The organism is Streptomyces virginiae, from assembly GCF_040638905.1.
In the GTDB taxonomy this organism is placed as follows: Bacteria; Actinomycetota; Actinomycetes; order Streptomycetales; family Streptomycetaceae; genus Streptomyces; species Streptomyces virginiae_B.
In genome coordinates this window covers 21,914-39,215 of record NZ_JBEZYV010000001.1, presented here as the reverse complement: position 1 = coordinate 39,215, position 17,302 = coordinate 21,914, and the positions used below count along the sequence as shown (strand labels likewise).

Genomic DNA, 17,302 nt, shown 5'->3' with positions numbered 1-17,302 from the left:
TTCAGAGGACTGATGAATGCTTTGAGACGTCACCGATCATCCTTTCAACCGAAGGCTGCGCGAGCGGTGGAGGGAAGTATGGAAGGTATTCCCGCGCCGACTGCCTTCCCACACCCGAAGTAGGCTCCCTGGCCGCCGCCTTGTAGGTTCGGCCGCATGACCTTCACGACCCCACCGCGGCCGCTCGACGTCGAGGCCCTGTTCCCGGGGCTGGCCGCCCATCGCGCGACGGCGACCCGGCTGCACCCCCGCGCCGGCAGTCCGACGGCGCGGGACAGCCACGTGGGAGGTCCGCTGCTGTGGCCGGCCGGCGAGCCGTGGCCGGTGTGCGACGAGCCGCACCGGCACAGCGGGCCGCTGCTCGCGGTGGCCCAGCTCTACGCCCGGGACGTTCCGGACCTGGCCGCCGGACCCGACGGCTGCGATCTCCTCCAGGTCCTCTGGTGCCCTTTCGACCTCCACGGGCCCACGGGGCACGGCATGCACGTACGGCTGAGGTGGCGGCGGTCGGCCGAGGTGCGTGAGGTACTGGCGCCGCAGCCGGCACCGGCGCGCTTCGGCTTCGACGGGTACCTGCCCAACCCCTGTGTGCTGCACCCGGAGCGGGTCACCGAGTACCCGTACATCGAAACGCTGACCGGCGAGCTGGGCGAGCGCGTCGAGGAGTGGGAGGACGCGCAGGAGGAGGCCGCCTACGAGGCCGAATGCGAGCAGGGCTTCGAGGTCGAGTGCGAGGACGGCCACGGGGCCGGGGGCGAACCCCCGCCCGCCCGGCCGAGCTACCAGTGCGACCTGTCCGTCGCGCCCGGCTGGAAGGCCGGCGGGCACGCGGCGTGGAACGTCACCGGGCCCGGGAGCACGGACTGCCCCGGCTGCAGCCGCGGGATGCGCCTGCTGCTGACCGTCGACTCGTACGAGTGGCGTTCCGACACCGAGAGTTGGCGCCCGCTGCCCACCTCCGCCGGAGCCGACGCGAACCGCCCGACGTCAGTGGCCGTGGCCAACTTCGGCAAGCTCAACATCTTCGCCTGCGCCCACGACCCCGCCCACCCCCACCGCTTCAGCCTGCAGTGAGGTTGAACGTCGAACCTTCGCCCCGTACTTCGCCCTGCTTCGCCAGGGCCGGGCAACGAATCGGTGGGATAATCCTGTGTGGGGAGACCGGCGCCGCACACCGGATCGCAAGGCTCGGGCGACTCGAAGGAGGACGCGATGAGCACCCCCGCCGCTACCATCGCCGACCTGCTGGAGAACGTACCGAGGGCCGCCAACCCGGCCACGCGGCCACCGCCCCCGCCCCCCGAGGAGGCACCGCGCGCCGACGGCCCGTCCCTGCGCATCACGGTGATGTGGGGCGACCTCGCGGAGGTCGCCGCCGACCTGCACGTCACAGGGCACTACCAGTCGGTGGTGCCCGCCGACGCGGAGCTCGCCCTGGACCGCGCCATATCCGTCGGGCCCCGCGGACTGATCACCGCGCACACCAAGCTCGGCTGGATCGACGCCCAGCTGGGGGAGGTCACGTACTTCCCGTGCGGAGACGGAACGGTGCGGTCCGCCGCCGTCGTCGGCATGGGCCCGATGGGGACCCTCACGGAACGCCGCGCCGGCCAGCTGTACGCCTCCCTGCTCGGCGAAGCGGTGGCGCTCGGCCACGTCGGGACCATGGCCACCGTGCTCATCGGATCGGGCACGGGAAACCTCAGCGTGAAACAGGCGGCCCGCGCCCTCGTACGGGGATTCGCCGGGGTCCTCGCCGCGCTGACGACGTCCCCGACGCCGCCCCGCCTCACCGAGGTGCTCCTCGTGGAGGTCGACCGACTGCGCGCCGAGCAGCTGCACCTCGCGCTGACCGAAGCCACCGCGAACCTGCCCCGGCTGAGGATCACCCCGGAGCTGCGCGAGGGCGGCGGCGGCCGGATGTCCAGGCCCTCCGCCGCCGTGTACGCCCTGGCCGCTCTCACCGGGCTCGGCGGACCGGACGACGAGAGCGCCCTGCGCGCCGTACTGAAGGACTTCGACGACAACATCCAGGCGCAGATCCGCGAGCAACTCATCGACCTGGCAACGGTGAAGCGCACCGACCTCTCCCTGACGGTCGGCCGGTCCGCAGAGGCACCGGACGGCTCCGTGCCCGTCCGGATGTCCGTGCAGTCGGGCATCGGCGGGCTGCGCTGGGCCGCGCTGACCGGGCGGGCGACCGTACCCGAACGGCTCGTCCCCGTGGAGATGGGCCTGCTGCGGGAACTCGTGGACCGGCTGACGGAGCCGAGCGTCGAGGACGCGCGCGAACTGCCCGACCTGCTCTCCCGGTTCGTGGTCCCCTCGGAGTTCCAGCGGCTGATCACCGACGACGCCACGGTGCTGCTCGAACTCGACCGGGACACCGCCTCCGTACCGTGGGAGTTCCTGACCGAGATCCGGCAGGCGGGCGCCGAGAGGCGCGACCCGCTGGCGATCCGCACCCAGCTGTCCCGGCAACTGCGCACGCCCTACTCGCGCGTGATGACCGAGGGGCTGTCGGACGGGCCGCTGAGCGCCCTGGTGATCGGCGACCCGGGGGACCCGGAGAAGGGCTTCAAACTGCCCGGAGCCCGCGAGGAGGCCCTCGGCGTCGCCGCCCAGCTCAGGGAACTGGGCGTGAACGTCACCCTGTTCATCGGCGCGACCAACGCCTCCCGCGAGCAGGGGGTCGATCTCGCGCGGCGCCTCGACGTCCTGCGGGTCCTGCTCTGCGGCGGCAACCACATCGTCCACTACTGCGGACACGGCGACTTCGACTTCTCCGGTACGGGTCGACGCGCGGGCTGGGTCTTCGCGGACGGCCTGCTGACGTCCCAGGAGCTGACCATGCTCGAACAGCCGCCCCTCATCGTCATGGCCAACGCCTGCTACACGGCCCGCCTCGGCGGCCCGACCGGCCCCGGTACGGGGACCGGGACCGGCGCCGGCGCGGGCGCGGGCACCGGCGCCCAGCCCGTACCGTCCGCGGTCGCGGACCGGACGCCGTGGGGGAACCCGCAGGCCGCGCTGGTACCGAGCCTCGCCGACGAGTTCCTCCGCGCGGGTGTCGGGCACTACATCGGGGCGGCCTGGCGGATCCCCGACGACCAGGGGGTCACCTTCGCCCGGCAGTTCTACAAGAACCTGTTCTCCGACGGCACCGGCGACGGCCCGCCGACCGTGGGCGGCGCGGTCCGGGCGGCCCGCAAGGCGATCTACCGGCCGGACGCCGGAAGCGAACAGGACCCGGGCACCGTGACGAACGGGCAGCGGCAGAGCGCCTGGGCCGCCTACCAGCACTACGGGGACGCGGCCGAACCGTTCGCCCCGCCCGGCACGTCCGACCGGCCGGGGAGCAGCTAGGAGGTTCCGCTCATGGCCAGGATTCCGATGGGTGACGTCGTCGTACTGCTCCCCGGCATCACCGGGAGCGTACTGACCAGGAACGGCAAGGACGTCTGGGCGCCCTCGCCGTCCGCCGTACTGGGAGCGCTGGCCAGCCTGGGCGGCTCGCTGGACTCCCTCGAACTGCGGGGCGACGACTGGCGCGCGGACGATCTCGGAGACGGCGTCGTCGCCGACCGGCTGGTGCCCGACCTGCACACCCTCCCCGGCCTGTGGAAGATCGACGGCTACACGGCGGTCGAGAGGTTCCTGCTGGACCGGTTCGACCTGGAGAAGGGCAGGAACTACTTCCCGTTCCCCTACGACTGGCGGCGCGACAACCGGGCCGCCGCCCGCCGACTTGCCGAACGGAGCACCACCTGGCTGCGCGACTGGCGCGAGACGAGCGGCAACAACGCGGCCCGGCTCGTCCTGGTCGGGCACTCGATGGGCGGACTCGTCGCCCGCTACTTCGTCGAGGCCCTGCACGGATGGAGGGACACCCGCGCCGTCGTGACCTTCGGCACCCCCTACTACGGCTCCCTCAACGCCGTCGAGTTCCTGTGCAACGGCTTCCAGAAGCGGATCGGCCCCTTCGAACACGACCTCACCCGCCTCCTGCGCTCCCTCACGTCCCTGCACCAGCTCGTGCCCGTCTACAAGTGCGTGTACGGGCCGGACGGCCGGGCCGCGGTCCCCGCCAAGGCCGGACTGCCCGGCTGGCAGCCGCAGTGGAGCAGCCATCTCACCGAGTTCTTCGAGGAGATGGAGAACGCCGCCGACGAGAACCGGAAGGATCCGGCTTGGGAGGCCGACCCGGTGGTCTACCACCCCATCGTCGGCATGGACCAGCCCACCCTGCAGTCGGCCAGGATCACCGACCACAAGGCCGTGACGCTGAGGGCCCGCGACGCCTTCGACGAGGGCGGCGACGGCACCGTCCCCAAGCTGTCCGCCGCGCTCTCCGGCACCGAGGACGCCCGCACCTTCGTCCCGCAGAAGCACGGGAGCCTGCAGAACCAGGAGGCGATGCTCGATCACCTGAAGGGCATCCTGCAGTCCCTGCACGACATCCGCATCGACGACCTGCGATCCGCCGTGACCTCCTGGTTCAGCTACCTCGGCGACGACCTCTACCTCGTCGACGAGCCCGTCGTCTGCGAGATCGGAGCCAACAGCGCCCTCCGTGACCGGGACCTGCCCGAGATCGAGGCCAACCTCTCGGTGACCGACCGCTCCACCGGTCTGAGCGTCCGCAACGTGCCCGTCACCGTCCCCCGGGTGCGGCAGCAGTTCACCCTCGGCCTCCTGCCCCCCGGCACGTACGACCTGCTGATCAGGGCGAAGGCCGACACCGCGCCCCTGTCCGACGTCTTCGTCGTCGCCGACCCCAACACCGCGCAGCCCTGACCCGGCCACGGGTCCCCTCGGCCGGGGATGCCATCCTCTCGTCATGAGCGAGCACACCACGGCGACCGTCGTCCGCAGCGTCGGCCGCCTGGTCCGGGAACCGGACGCACTGGCGGCACTGCTGACCGCATACCACCTGCGCACCGAAGAGGAGAAGGGGAACCCGGTCGCGGACGCGACCCGGCTGCCCCCGCGCTACCGCGCCGAGATCCAGGACCCGCGCACCGCCTTCGCGGACGACACGGTGCTGATCGCCGTCGAGGGCGGCGTTGCGGCGGGCTGTCTCGTGGTGACCGCTCCGGCCGGCGGGAGTGCGGAGATCAAACGGTTGTGGACCGACCCGGCCCGTCGGGGGCGCGGCATCGCCTCCGTGCTGCTCCGCGAGGCGATCGCCCACTGCGCGGACAGCGCTGTCTCCACCGTCCGCCTCTCCGTGTGGCGCTGGCGGACCTCCGCGATCGCCCTCTACGAACGCTCGGGCTTCCGGGTCACCGGATCGTGGGACCCGCGCGAGGACCTCGTGTGCATGGAGTACCCGGCGGCGACCCGGAGGTGAGAGACCTCCGGGGCCGGCATCGCGGACCTCCGGTCACCCGCCGGCACCGGCCTGGTTGCGCCGGCGCGGAGCGGGGCGGGGCGAGGATGGCGACATGGCAGACACCTTCGTATCGCGCACCATCGACGTGACGACCGGGGACCGGGAGACCGTCCACGACCTGACCTCGGCGTGTGCCGCCTTCCTCGGGGAGGTGGCGCGCGGCCGGAGCGGACTGCTCAACGTCTTCACGCCCCACGCCACCGCCGGGCTCGCCGTCATCGAGACGGGAGCGGGCAGCGACGACGACCTGCTGACCGCCCTGAAGTCGCTGCTGCCGGCCGACGACCGGTGGCGGCACCGGCACGGCTCGCCGGGCCACGGACGCGACCACGTCCTGCCGGCGATCGTCCCGCCCCACGCGACGCTTCCGGTGATCGACGGGACGCTGGAACTGGGAACCTGGCAGTCCGTCACCCTGGTGGACACCAATCGGGACAACCCCCGCCGTCAGGTCCGGCTGTCCTTCCTCGCCGGCTGACCCGGCCGCCGAGCGGGCGCTCACCAGCGCCAGGTGAGGGATCCGCCCTCCGCCACCTCCGACCAGCGTCCGGCGGCACCGTCGAGCGCCGCGCACGCCAGGGCGACCTGCCCCTCGTCGAGCGGGCTCCGGCCCACCCCCCTGCCCTGCGTGCTCAGCCCGGACCAGACGCGGTAGGCCCAATTGACGGACAGCTCGGCCCGCAGCACCGCGTCGCCGCCGCGCCGCAGGACCTTCAGCCCCGACCGGCGGTGGCGGGTCGGTACCACCGGTTCGAAATCCTCGAAGGTCGCGCCCTGCGCCATGGCCCCCCAGAACCCGTCGGTGATCGAGAGCGCGCTCTCGACCGCCGCGTGCACGAGGTCGTGCGGCATGCTCGGGCCGGTCGCCCGGCCCAGCAGCCGCACGTCCGGCCCCCGCCGGCCGCGCACTTCGAGATCGTGCCGGTTGTCCGGAAGCTTCCGGAAGATGATCTCCATCGTCACTTCCCTCCTGCGCCTGACGGGTCCGGCCCGGATCGTAGTCGTGCGGCCGCCGTGGCCGCGCGCCTTTTTCCCGCGCGGAAACCGGCCTCCCGACGTGCCGGACCCCCCGGGCTGCCCCATCCTGCTCATGGACGGCAACCGCAGCTGACAGGCGCCGTCCCCGCGGAAGGAGCCGTCACCGTGTCCGGACCGCGCGACGACAAGTCGCCCCGCTTCACCGTGCCGGGCTGGATGCGCAAGTACACGCCGTTCCTGGGCCGGACCCTCGAACAGTTCGCCCGCGTCAACCTGCTGGACTGCGCGACCCGGCTGGCCGCGCAGGCCTTCCTCGGCGCGATCCCCGCCATCTTCGTCATCGGGGCCCTCGCACCCGACTGGCTGCGCACCCAGCTCATCTCCACCGTCAGCACGACCCTGGGCCTGACGGGTCCGGCGCTGGACCAGATCCGCGCGGTGTACCAGGCCGGTGACACGGCGGCCGTCGCGAGCACCGGGGCGGTGGGCGTCGTCGTCACGCTGCTGTCCGCGACCGCCTGCAGCCGCGCCCTCCAGCGGACCTGCGAGCGCGCGTGGCACCTGCCGAAGGCGGGCGCCCGGCTCGCGGCCTGGCGCTGGGTGGCCTGGCTGCTGGTCTGGCTGGCGGCCCTGTTGTTCCAGGGGCCGGTCCAGGAGGCGTTCGGGGCAGGCCGGGCCCTCGGTGCGGTCGTCTCGCTCCTCAGCGGGACCCTGCTGTGGTGGTGGACCCAGCACCTCCTGCTGGGCGGCCGGGTCGCGTGGCTGCCCCTGCTCCCGGGCGCCGTCCTGGTCGCGGTCGGCGAGAGCGTGCTCAGCTGGGGCTCCAGGTTCTACATGCCCCGCGCCATGAACCACAGCCTCCAGCAGTTCGGCGGCCTCGGGCTGGTCTTCGTCATCCTGTCCTGGCTGATCACGTTCTTCGTCGTCGTCACCATGGGCATCGCCCTGGGATACATCCTGGCCCACGAACACTGGGCGGCCCACCGGCTGCGCACCCCGGACGACCCGCCGGACCCGGCCGCCACCCCGCAGCCCGCCCGCACCTCACCCGGGGCGGGTGACCCGAGTGGTGATCACGACCGATGACGGCTTGAGTGGAGGCTGTGGCCCGACCACAGTGCGACCCGATGCTCACGGCCAGATTCACCGCACCGGCCGTGCCGAAGACCCTCGTCCACCGGCCCGAGCTGCTCAGACGCCTGACGGCCGGGGTACAGGGCCCGCTCACCCTGATCAACGGTCCGGCCGGCTCCGGCAAGACGGTGCTCACCGCGCACTGGGCGGCGGCCGGCGGGCGTGCGCCACGGGCCCCCTTGTGGCTGACCGTCGAGCCCGACGACGCCCCCGGCGTCTTCTGGGCGTACGTCCTGGAGGCCCTGCACCGGGGCGGGGTCGAGCTGCCCGCCGCCGTGGGCCGACCGACCCGCGCCGAAGGGGTGACCCAGTCGTTTCTGGTGCGTCTGGCGGCGGGCCTGGCCGAGTCGGCGCAGCAGCCCGTGGTCCTCGTGCTGGACCAGTTCGACACGGCCCAGCCGCCCGCCATGACCGAGGGCCTGGACTTCGTTCTCCGGCACGCCGCCGGAGGGCTGCGCATCGTACTCACCAGCCGGACGGACTCCCTGCTCCCACTGCACCGCTACCGCGCGGCGGGCGAGATCGCGGAGATCCGGCACGCCGACCTCAGGTTCACCCACGCGGACGCCGAGGCCCTGCTGGGCGAGCACCGGCTGGACATCTCCCAGGCGGGCATCCGGCTGCTGATGCGGCGGACCGAGGGATGGGCCGCGGGGGTGCGGCTGTGCGCCCTCGCGATGCAGCGCAGCCCGGACCCGGAGGCCTTCGTCCGGCAGTTCGCGGCCGACCGCACCACGATCGCCGACTACCTGCTCAAAGAGGTGCTCGACGCGCAGCCGCCGGACACCCAGGACCTGCTGCTGCGCGTCAGCGTCACCGACCGGGTCCACCCCGACCTCGCCGACGTGCTGACCGGCCGCGACGACGCCGCCCGGACACTCGCCGGGCTGGCCCGCGACAACGCGTTCCTGGAACAGGTCGACGCCTCGGCCTGGTACCGGCTGCACCCTCTGTTCGCCGAGGTACTGCGCGCACACCTGCGCCAGCGCCACCCCGGCCTGGAGCAGCAGCTGCACGGTCGGGCGGCGCGCTGGCTCGCCGGGACCGGCCGGCTCACGGAGGCGGTGGTCCAGGGGGCCGCCGCCGGCGACTGGCCGTTCGCCGCGGGGCAGCTCGTCGACGACCTCGCGATCGGACGGCTGTTCACCGGCCTGGAGGCCGAGCAGCTGAACCGGGCCTTCGCGGCCCTGCCGGCCGAGGCGCCGGGCGCGGCACCCGCGCTGGTCGGCGCGGCCGCCCGGCTCGTCGTACAGGACATCCCCGGATACGAGGACGCGGCGCGGCGCGCGGACTCCCGCCTGAGCCCCGGCTCCGGCGCGGCGGCCCGGCTCAGCCGAGCCTTCCTCGGCGTGCTCGCCGGTCGCACGAGCGGCGACCTCGCGGCGACCGAGCGGGCGGCGGCCGACGCCGAACGCGTGCTCGGCGAGCTGCCGCCCCTGCGCGTCGCCGCGCACCCCGAGTTGCGCGCCCTGCTCCTGGCGGCCCTCGGCGCGGTGCGGCTCGGCGCCGGGCGGTTCGACGCCGCCGAGAGCGCCCTCACGGCGGCCGTCGAGGCCTGCGGAGGACCGGGTACGGAGCCGGGCACGGCCCCGGCCACGGCACCAGGTACGACACCGGGCACCGATCCGCGAACCGATGCGGACGCTGATCCGGGCACCGATCCGGGGACGCAGTACCCGCTCTGCGACGCGCTCGGTTCGCTGGCCCTCGCCGAGCTGATGCGCGGCCGGTTGCGGCGGGCCGCCGAGCACGCCCGAGCCTGCCTCGTCGTTGCCGAGCAGGCGGCGCTCCCGCCCGAGCGCCGGTCCGGCGCCGGCCACCTCGTCCTGGCGGGCGTCGCCGTCGAGCACGACGACCTGCCGGCCGCCCGCTCCCACCTGGACCTGGCCACGGCGATCGCGGCCGCCGGGCCCCGCCCCGATGCCGTGGCCGCGGTCCTGACCGCCGTCATCGGCGCCCGGATCGGGGTGTACGGGGGCGACGGCGAGGCCGCGCTCGCCGTACTCGCCCGCCTGCGCCCGGCAGCCGCGGCCGTGCCCGCGTACGCACGGGCGTGGGCGGTGGACGAGCTGGCCGTCGCCGAATCGGCCGCGCACCTGGCGCGCGGTGACGCCGCAGCGGCCCTTCGGGTACTCGACGCCGCGCCCTCCGGGCGGCCCGAGCACGCCCTGGCCCGTGCCCGCGCTCTCCTGGCGGCCGGCCGCACGGGGCCCGCCGCGCGGGAGCTGGCGGGCCTGCCCGCGGACGAAGGCCTCGCGGCGCCGGCCCGGCTGGCGGCGTGCCTGCTCGGGGCGCAGCTCGCCGAAGCGGAGGGCGACACCGAGGAGGCGCGGCGCAGGCGGGCCGAAGCCGTGGACCTCGCCCGGCCGGAGGGACTGCGCCTGCCGTTCGCGGGGGGCGGCTCCCGCGTACGCCGGACCCCGCCCGAGGCCCCGCGGCCGGCACCGGGCCGCGGCCGTCCGGCCGACGGGCCGCCGCCCGTGGTGGAGTCGCTCAGCGCGCGGGAGGCAGAGGTTCTGCGCCAGGCCGCGCGGATGCTGTCCACCGAGGAGATCGCGGCCGAGCTGTACGTGTCGGCCAACACCGTCAAGACCCACCTGAAGAGCATCTACCGCAAGCTCGGCGTCGCCCGGCGCAGCGACGCCGTCCACCGGGCGCAGGATCTCGGCCTGCTGTGAGGCCCTTGGCGCACCGCCCGTGGCGCACTGCACGTGGTGGGCGAGCGCGCGGCGCCATCGCCCGCCACGGGCGATGACCGGACGCGGGGCGCGGGGCGACGATGGCCGGGCACCACCAGGCCAGCTGCAGCTGCAGCTCCCGCTCCAGCACTGAAGTCTTCCTACGGAGAGAAGTGAGTGCTCTCATGCGCTACGAGTTCCGCATCTCGGGCGTCGTGCCGGACACACTCGCCGCGAACTTCCCCGAGCTCGACCGGATCCCGGTCCGGGAGCAGACGCTCCTCCTCGGCATCGTGGCGGACGAGGCACACCTGTACGGGCTCCTCACACGCTTCCAGTCCCTGGGCCTGCGAGTGCTCGAAATGCGCCAGGTACCCGCCTGACGCCGCGCCCGCCACCGGACCCGGAAGGGAGGACCACCCGCTTCGGGTGATCACAAGAAGCCGTCGGCCGGACGACACTGCGATGAGTGTCCGGCGCGGTACCGCCAACTGTGAGGTGAGTTCGATGGGCCAGTCGACACCGACCGGGGGAACTTGGAACACCGGCCCCGCGCCGGGCACCACACCGCTGTCCAGCGGTGGCGACGGAACCGGAGGAGCGGTCGGCACGTTCTTCGCCGCGGTCCTCCTCGTCGTGACCGGATGCCTCGCGATCATCCAGGGCATCGCGGCCATCGCCGAGGACGACGTGTACGCGCGCCTCGGCAGCTACGTCTTCGAATTCGACCTGACGGCGTGGGGATGGATCCACCTCATCGTCGGACTCGTCGTCGTCCTGACCGGAGTGGGCCTGTTCTTCGGCTCCAACGTGGCCAGGGGCGCGGGCATCGCCCTCGCCAGCCTCAGCATCATCGTCAACTTCCTTTGGCTGCCGTACCAGCCGTGGTGGTCGATCATCATCATCGCGATCGACGTGTTCATCATCTGGTCCCTGTGCACGAGTTGGTCGCACAAGCCCGCGACCGCGTGACCAGACGCGGTGGGTACGCGAGCACCCGGTCCGATCCGACGGACCGGGTGCCGCCGCGCGCGTCGTCCCCGGCCCGGGCGAAACCCCGCCCGTGCCCGGTGACGACGAAGCACTTTGCGGCACACTCCCCAGGAGCATTCCCATGTCCCTTCGCCGCCCCCGCACCCTGCTCGCGATGGAACCCGGGCTGCGTTCCCGCCTGCTGGACGACGCCGCCACCCGCCGAGGCGGAGGTCCTGCCCTGGTCGACGGGCCGGCCCTCACGGCCGAGCTGACGTCCGGCCCGCTCCACGCGGTCATCGACGTCACCGAGCCTGAGGTCCTGCCCGCCGACTCCCCGCTGTACGACCTGCCCAACGTCCTGCTCACGCCGCACATCGCCGGGTCCCTCGGCGACGAACTCCACCGCATGGCCGACTCCGCGATCGAGGAGATCGCCCGCTACGGCGCCGGTCTGCCGTTCGCCCACGAGGTGCGCCGCGAGGACCTCCACCGGACCGCCTGAACCGCAGCCAAGCGGTCCCGGTGACGGGGGAAGTCGAAGGAGGCGGGTCGGCCGCCCGCTCGAACAGGGCCTCGAACCGGCCCTCGCGCGGATACGACCAAACGGAGGCCGTGGGACACCTCTTCGGGGGAACGGAGCCGTCCGGACTTCGGCCGACGGTGGTCGGCTGCCGAAGAAGGAGGGGCGGTCCCCCTCGGGGCCGTGCGGTGCTCCGGCACCGCCCTGCACGACAAGGAGATTCCACGTGTCGCGTGTTTGGAAGAGTGCGGGCCTCGCCCTGGTGCTGGGTCTGGCGGTCATCGGCGGTGCGTCCTCGGCCTCCGCGGACTCCGTCGCGGAGGGCTTTGCGGTCGGCTCGCCGGGCGTCCTCTCGGGCAACGTCGTCCAGATCCCGATCCACATTCCGATCAACGTCTGCGGGAACAGCATCAACGTGATCGGCGCGCTCAACCCGGCCGCCGCCAACACCTGCGTCAACGTCTGAACGACGTAGCACCGAGCCCGTCCCGGCCGGACCCCCGGCCGGGACGGGCCGTTCGTGCGTCCGGTTCAGGACAGGACGCGTACCTGCTGGTCGCGCAGGTCGTAGCGGGCGGCGGCCACGGCCAGTTCACCCGCCGCCACCTTCCGCGCGGGGTCCGGCTCCGCGGCCAGGCGTCGCCGGACGCCGCGCGCGTGCGCGTTGATCGTTGCGTCGACCCTGGCGTCCCCGTGCTGACCCCGCTCTACGGACGGTCGTATCTGATCGGCGAGGTACCGGATGTGGGCGGGCAGCGGCTCGCCCGTCCCGTCCGCGTGGACGGCCGCCGCGACGGCTCCGCAGGACTGGTGGGCCAGGGGCGCGAGCCGCTGCTGTCCTAGACCCCTGGGACGCGCGACTCGCGCCGGCAGGTCAGCCGCAGCTGCCGGCCGCCCTCTGGGTGCCGCACGTGCCCAGCAGCTCGCTGACCACGAGCAGGACGTCGTTCACGTCGGCCCCGGGACACCTGGCCCGGAGGAAGCGTACGGCGGCGCGGCTCACCGGCACGGTGGCCGAAAGGAAGGCTGCTTCATCCCCTTTCCAGCTGCTTCCTCCTCCACGGGCATCCCCGCGGGCAGGTCCGCGCGACCGTCGGCGATCGGGCCGACCGGCAGCGGCCGAACGAGCGGGGCAGGAGATCACGCGGACGGCGGCGGACCCCCGTACCGCGCCCGCCCCGCGGCGTGCGAGGCTTGCCCGGCACCCGGAAGGAGATCACACCATGCACACGCCGAGCCGGCCCGAAGACCTCGACCACCCCGACGAGTTGTGGGCCCGGGCCGCGATCATGGCCATGGTCGACGCCGCCTGCTCCACCCGCACGGAATTCGCCCTCGACGAGGACGGCCTGTGGTGCCACGCCACCGGCGCCGGCGGCTGGTGGCGCCTGAGCGTGTTCGACGGGGGACGTGCCGTGTTCTGCGGTCAGGACCCCGACGGCAGCCACACCCACGTGGGCGGCGAGCAGATCGACTTCCTGGCGGGCGGGCCCGACTGGCTGCCCTGGGACCTTCTGCGGGACGACGCCGACGGCAACCTGCTCGGCTTCGTGTACTGGTGGGAGGACGGTGCCTGGCACCGCATCCCGTACCCCGAGGAGGTACGCGAGGACGGACTGGAGGGAGCCGCGCCCTGGGTCGGCTCGCACGAGGAGTTCCTCGGGCTCACGGCTTCCTCCCTCGATGTCCCCTCCGTGCACGAGCGGGCCCTCACCGGGGCCGTCGACCGGTTCGCGGCGCTCGCGCGGGAGGGCAGGGCCGACGCCGACGCGGTGACGGCCCTGCTGACCGTGCCCGGCGCGGAGGGCCGCCCCGCTCCACGCCTCGACGTGGCGCTCGACATCGCCGGCCGCGCGGGCATCCTGGCCTGAGCCGGCCGAAGCCGGACGGTTCGTCCGCTACTTGAGGGCGGCGAACGCCCGGGTGAAGGCCAGCGGCTGCTGGAGGATCGAACTGCAGGTGGCGTCGGCGTAGTTGACGGCCCCGGCGGCGCACTGCTTGTCACGCGTCGAGGACCACATCGCCAGCCTGCCGATCCCCTTCGCCGCCGCGAACTCCACCAGCTGCGTGGCGTCCGCGACGGTGAAGACCTCGCTGGCCACGTCGTTGACACCGATCATCGGCGTGACGGCCACGGCCTTCCAGGCCGCCGCGTCGGAGAGTCCGAGCACCCCCTTGATCTGGGCCTGGGTCGCCGTCGCGGCCTGGATCGCGTACTGCCCCATGTCGCCGCTGTACGCCGGCCCGTAGTCCATAGCCATGATGTTGACGGCGTCGACGCGGACGCCGTTCTTGCGGGCGTCGGCCAGCAGCGCCACGCCCGGCTGGGTCAGGCCCTCGGGCATCACCGGCAGGGTGAAGGCCACGTCCAGACCCGGGTGGGACTTCTGGAGCTTGGCGATGGCTTGCGCGCGGCGGGCGTTGGCGGCGGTGTCCGGCAGGGCCGCGCCCTCGATGTCGAAGTCGACCTTGGTGAGCCGGTACTGGTCGACGACCTTCCCGTAGGCGGCGGCCAAGTCGTCCACGGTGGCGCAGTTCAGCGCCAGTTCGTGCCCGGCGGCCCCGCCGAAGGACACGCGGACGTCGCCGCCCTTGGCGCGCAGCGCACCGATCTGCGCGGCGACCTTGTCGTTCGCGAGATCGGTGACGCCGCCCCACAGCGGTGCGCAGCCGCCGCCGGAGGTGATGAAGGCGAGGTGGAACTCCTTCACGCCGGTCTGGGCCGCCGTGTCGAGCAGGTCGTACGCGGGGTACAGGGAGGTGTCCACGTACGGTGCGAAGCGCGCGCCACCGCCTGTCGGGGCGGTCGCGGTCGCCGTGGGGGAGGGCGAGGCGGTCCGGGTCGGTGCGGCGGAGGTGGCCGACGCCGTCGGGGCCGTGGTCGGCGCCGCGGTGGCGGTGGGACGGGCGGTGGGGCGCCCGCTCGGCTGGGCCGTCGCGCCCTGGTCCACGGAACACTTCACCCCGTTGATGCGGCAGCCCGTGGGTTCGCCGGGTGCTCCGGAGCCGCTCGCCACGAAGCCGACGGTAACGGAGGCGCCGGCCGCCAGCTGCCCGTTCCAGTCGGCGGGCTTCACGGTGACGCGCCGGCCGGCGACGGTGTGGGTGCCGTTCCAGAGCGAGTCGATCTTCGTGCCCTCCGGCAGGTCGAACTCCAGCGTCCAGCCCGACTGCGCCTGGCCGGTGCTGTTGGTGATGACGTACTGGCCGGTGTAACCACCGCTCCAGGAGCTGGACTTCGTGTAGACGGCGCCGACGGTACCGGCGTGGGCGGTCCCGGTGAGCGCGAAGGCCGCACCGCCGATCACCGCCGCCGCCACGATCGCGCCCGTGACCCTCGCCGTACGACTCGTCCTGCGCCGGTGACCGACTGTGCTGCCCATCGCGTGCCTGCCTCTGTGTTACTGGGGAGTTGGGGTTGCGGCAGCACGCTAGCCGCACCGAAACGGACATTCGTTCGTTTCGGTGCGGTCCTGGTGAGTCTTAGGTTCCGCTTAAGGAAGGGGAAAGCGGGACATCAGGAAGCCGCCTCGCGGTGTGGGGTGGTGCCGCCGGTCGTACGGTGGAAGGGGGCACGGAAACGACCGCGGGTGAGGTGTGCTCCATGCGAAGGTCCGTCCGAAGCGCCGGGGTCCTCACCGGTCTGATCCTCACGCTCGGCGGCATCGCCGCCGCCCCGACCGCGACGGCGGACATCCCCGCCTGCACGCAGTTGGCCGCGCAGGCCGGTACGGAGACCACCGACGCGGTCACGGCCGCGTGCCGACGCGGGGTGGTCGGCGACCTCCAGGGCTGCGTGACCGGCCTCACCGGGGCCGGAGTCCCGAGCGGCGCGGCCAACGGCGCCTGCCGCCTGGCCGCCCAGGAACCCCGCTAGAAGCCGCCCCGGCCTCACCGCCGCCGGTAAGCAGCCCCCGGGAGCACGGCGTTGTGGTGGGCACGGTGTACCTCGCGCGGCGCGAGGGGGCGGCGCCACACGTCGCCCTGAAGACCATCCACCCCCCAACTCCCCGACCACGCCGAGCTGCTGCTCCGCTTCGAAAGCGAGGTGGAGGTCCTCTTCATGGTCCATCAGTCGGGTCGGGTCAGGGGAGTCAGCCGTGGGTCGCGTCGATCACGCAGAACCGGTTGCCTTCGGTGTCCGCCAGCACCACGAAATCGGGGTCCTCCGGGTAGGAGTCCCAGTCCACGTGCCGCGCACCCAGCGCCACCAGGCGTGCCACCTCCGCCGCCTGCTCTTCCGCGTCCGCCGCGTACAGGTCGAGATGGACCCGGGGGCGCTCCTGAACGGGCGTGACGCTGCGCCCGAGCGCCAGTCCGGGTCCGCCGCCGGCCGGGACCAGCACGGTCCAGTCGTCGTCCACTTCACCGTCGCGCGGTACGTAGCCCAGCGCCCCGCCCCAGAATTCCGCGGCCCGCCGCACGTCCTCGGCGCCCATGACGATCGTTCCGATGGTCAGCATGATCCGATTCTGGCAAACGCCGCCCGGCCGGGGCCGCCTCAGGGCTGCGCGGGCCGCTCGACCGCGACCATCGCCGCGTCGTCGCCCAGGGTGTTCCCGGTCGCGTGCACGAGGAGGTCCTCGCACAGGTGGTCCAGCAGCGCCTGCGGGTGCGCGCCGACGCACGCGGCGACCCGCTGCGAGAGGGGATAGAAGGTGCCCGCCCGGTCGCGCGCCTCTAGGACGCCGTCCGTGTACAGCAGGAGCACGTCACCGGGCCCGAAGGAGAAGGTCTGAGCCGTGACCGCGGACGCAACGAGCCCGGCGAGACCCAGCGGTGGCGCGGACCGGACGACGTCGAGACTCGAGACCGTGCCGTCGCGGCGCAGGACCAGCGGCGGCGGATGCCCGCAGCTGACCAGGCGCACCACCGGCTCGTCGTCGGGGATCTCCAGCACCGCGGCCGTCACGAAGCTCTCGCCCTCGTCCCCGCCGCCGTCCAGGTCCGCGGAGACCGCGGCCTCCAAGTAGTCCACCAGCCCGGCCAGCCCGGCCTCCTGGTGCGTGGAGGCCCGGAAGGCTCCGAGGACGAGCGCGGCGTCCCCGACCGCCTCCAAACCCTTGCCTCGGACGTCGCCGATGATGAAGCGCGTCCCCGTGGCCGTACGGGCGGCCGCGTACAGGTCGCCGCCGATCCGGGCCTCCGCCGCCGCGGCCAGGTACACCGAGGCGACGCCCAGCGGTCCGATCCGGTCGCGCAACGGCCGCAGGACGACCTGCTGGGCGGTCTCGGCCACCGTGCGCAGCTGCACCACCTCCTTCTCGTGCACCTCCCGCAGGTGGGCGAAGAAGGTCACGAAAACCGAGATCATCACGAGCGCGATGATCTGGAAGGTGTGGTTGAGGTCGGTCAGCGTGGTGCGCGTCGTCGAGACCACCACCTGGGCGAGCACGGCCACCAGCCCCACGAAGCCCGTCATCCGGGGCCCCGCGAACGAAGCCGTCATGGCCGGCGCGGCGACCAGGAACGGCCCGAGGTGCACCTCGGGCGGGGCGAGGATGTCGACCACCGTCACGACGGCGATGAGCGCGAACGGGGCCACCAGCTGCGCGTGGCTCAGCTGCCGGGACCGGTGGTGGCGCGTGTGCGGCGGCCGGAGATCCATCCCTCCTGCATACA

Annotated in this window: 17 protein-coding genes and 1 pseudogene; 13 read left to right on the top strand and 5 right to left on the bottom strand. The window is 73.3% G+C overall.

The features are described from left to right. Positions 1-156: 156 nt before the first annotated feature. The 5 genes from AB0F82_RS00220 to AB0F82_RS00200 all read left to right on the top strand — a co-directional run bounded on the left by AB0F82_RS00220 (position 157) and on the right by AB0F82_RS00200 (position 5,873). Entirely contained in the window at positions 157-1,074 is a 918-nt protein-coding gene (locus AB0F82_RS00220; RefSeq protein ID WP_362622048.1) for a hypothetical protein, read from the top strand. 138 nt (positions 1,075-1,212) lie between these two features. After that, on the top strand, positions 1,213-3,366 hold the full coding sequence (locus tag AB0F82_RS00215) for a CHAT domain-containing protein (protein ID WP_362622045.1): 2,154 nt from the start codon (positions 1,213-1,215) through the stop codon (positions 3,364-3,366). Between the two features lie 12 nt (positions 3,367-3,378). Next, positions 3,379-4,797, top strand: coding sequence for a lipase/acyltransferase domain-containing protein (locus AB0F82_RS00210; RefSeq protein WP_362622043.1), 1,419 nt, complete (start codon positions 3,379-3,381; stop codon positions 4,795-4,797). A 43-nt stretch (positions 4,798-4,840) separates the two neighbouring features. After that, on the top strand, positions 4,841-5,353 hold the full coding sequence (locus tag AB0F82_RS00205) for a GNAT family N-acetyltransferase (RefSeq protein ID WP_362622040.1): 513 nt from the start codon (positions 4,841-4,843) through the stop codon (positions 5,351-5,353). A gap of 94 nt (positions 5,354-5,447) precedes the next feature. Continuing rightward, entirely contained in the window at positions 5,448-5,873 is a 426-nt protein-coding gene (locus AB0F82_RS00200) for a secondary thiamine-phosphate synthase enzyme YjbQ (RefSeq protein ID WP_362622038.1), read from the top strand. Positions 5,874-5,893: 20 nt separating this feature from the next. On the opposite strand, the gene AB0F82_RS00195 is transcribed toward AB0F82_RS00200, so the two are convergent. Further along, positions 5,894-6,352 carry a hypothetical protein gene (locus AB0F82_RS00195; RefSeq protein WP_362622035.1) on the bottom strand — a complete coding sequence of 153 codons (459 nt, stop codon included), beginning with the start codon at positions 6,350-6,352 and terminating at the stop codon, positions 5,894-5,896. A 186-nt stretch (positions 6,353-6,538) separates the two neighbouring features. On the opposite strand from AB0F82_RS00195, the gene AB0F82_RS00190 reads away from it, so the two are divergent. From AB0F82_RS00190 to AB0F82_RS00165, 6 genes and pseudogenes are all read left to right on the top strand, one after another. Beyond that, positions 6,539-7,459 carry a YhjD/YihY/BrkB family envelope integrity protein gene (locus tag AB0F82_RS00190; RefSeq protein WP_362622032.1) on the top strand — a complete coding sequence of 307 codons (921 nt, stop codon included), beginning with the start codon at positions 6,539-6,541 and terminating at the stop codon, positions 7,457-7,459. 41 nt (positions 7,460-7,500) lie between these two features. Next, entirely contained in the window at positions 7,501-10,185 is a 2,685-nt protein-coding gene (locus AB0F82_RS00185; protein ID WP_362622030.1) for a LuxR C-terminal-related transcriptional regulator, read from the top strand. 185 nt (positions 10,186-10,370) lie between these two features. Beyond that, positions 10,371-10,568, top strand: coding sequence for a hypothetical protein (locus tag AB0F82_RS00180; protein ID WP_030662027.1), 198 nt, complete (start codon positions 10,371-10,373; stop codon positions 10,566-10,568). 124 nt (positions 10,569-10,692) lie between these two features. Beyond that, entirely contained in the window at positions 10,693-11,157 is a 465-nt protein-coding gene (locus AB0F82_RS00175) for a DUF7144 family membrane protein (RefSeq protein ID WP_362622028.1), read from the top strand. 238 nt (positions 11,158-11,395) lie between these two features. Then, positions 11,396-11,662, top strand: a pseudogene (locus AB0F82_RS00170) (NAD(P)-dependent oxidoreductase); the annotation flags it as partial. Positions 11,663-11,906: 244 nt separating this feature from the next. Then, positions 11,907-12,146 (top strand): chaplin, encoded by a 240-nt coding sequence (locus AB0F82_RS00165; RefSeq protein WP_356814989.1) that lies wholly within the window; start codon positions 11,907-11,909, stop codon positions 12,144-12,146. A gap of 65 nt (positions 12,147-12,211) precedes the next feature. Here AB0F82_RS00165 and AB0F82_RS00160 read toward each other — a convergent pair whose 3' ends face one another. Further along, entirely contained in the window at positions 12,212-12,553 is a 342-nt protein-coding gene (locus AB0F82_RS00160; RefSeq protein WP_436842017.1) for a carbonic anhydrase, read from the bottom strand. Between the two features lie 350 nt (positions 12,554-12,903). Here AB0F82_RS00160 and AB0F82_RS00155 point away from each other — a divergent pair, with 350 nt between their 5' ends. Next, positions 12,904-13,551: a hypothetical protein gene (locus AB0F82_RS00155; protein ID WP_362622025.1), complete on the top strand. Its 648-nt coding sequence runs from the start codon at positions 12,904-12,906 to the stop codon at positions 13,549-13,551. A gap of 27 nt (positions 13,552-13,578) precedes the next feature. Here AB0F82_RS00155 and AB0F82_RS00150 read toward each other — a convergent pair whose 3' ends face one another. Further along, positions 13,579-15,063: a glycoside hydrolase family 18 protein gene (locus AB0F82_RS00150; RefSeq protein ID WP_362622022.1), complete on the bottom strand. Its 1,485-nt coding sequence runs from the start codon at positions 15,061-15,063 to the stop codon at positions 13,579-13,581. 221 nt (positions 15,064-15,284) lie between these two features. On the opposite strand from AB0F82_RS00150, the gene AB0F82_RS00145 reads away from it, so the two are divergent. Beyond that, complete coding sequence (locus AB0F82_RS00145; protein ID WP_362622019.1) at positions 15,285-15,557, top strand: hypothetical protein; 273 nt, start codon at positions 15,285-15,287, stop codon at positions 15,555-15,557. 217 nt (positions 15,558-15,774) lie between these two features. On the opposite strand, the gene AB0F82_RS00140 is transcribed toward AB0F82_RS00145, so the two are convergent. Together AB0F82_RS00140 and AB0F82_RS00135 are read right to left on the bottom strand one after the other, a co-directional pair. Further along, a complete protein-coding gene (locus AB0F82_RS00140; RefSeq protein ID WP_362622016.1) occupies positions 15,775-16,143 on the bottom strand; it encodes a VOC family protein in 369 nt (122 codons plus the stop codon). 38 nt (positions 16,144-16,181) lie between these two features. After that, the gene (locus AB0F82_RS00135) at positions 16,182-17,288 is read right to left on the bottom strand and encodes a PP2C family protein-serine/threonine phosphatase (RefSeq protein WP_362622013.1); all 1,107 of its coding nucleotides are present in this window, start codon (positions 17,286-17,288) and stop codon (positions 16,182-16,184) included. Between the last annotated feature and the right edge of the window lie 14 nt (positions 17,289-17,302).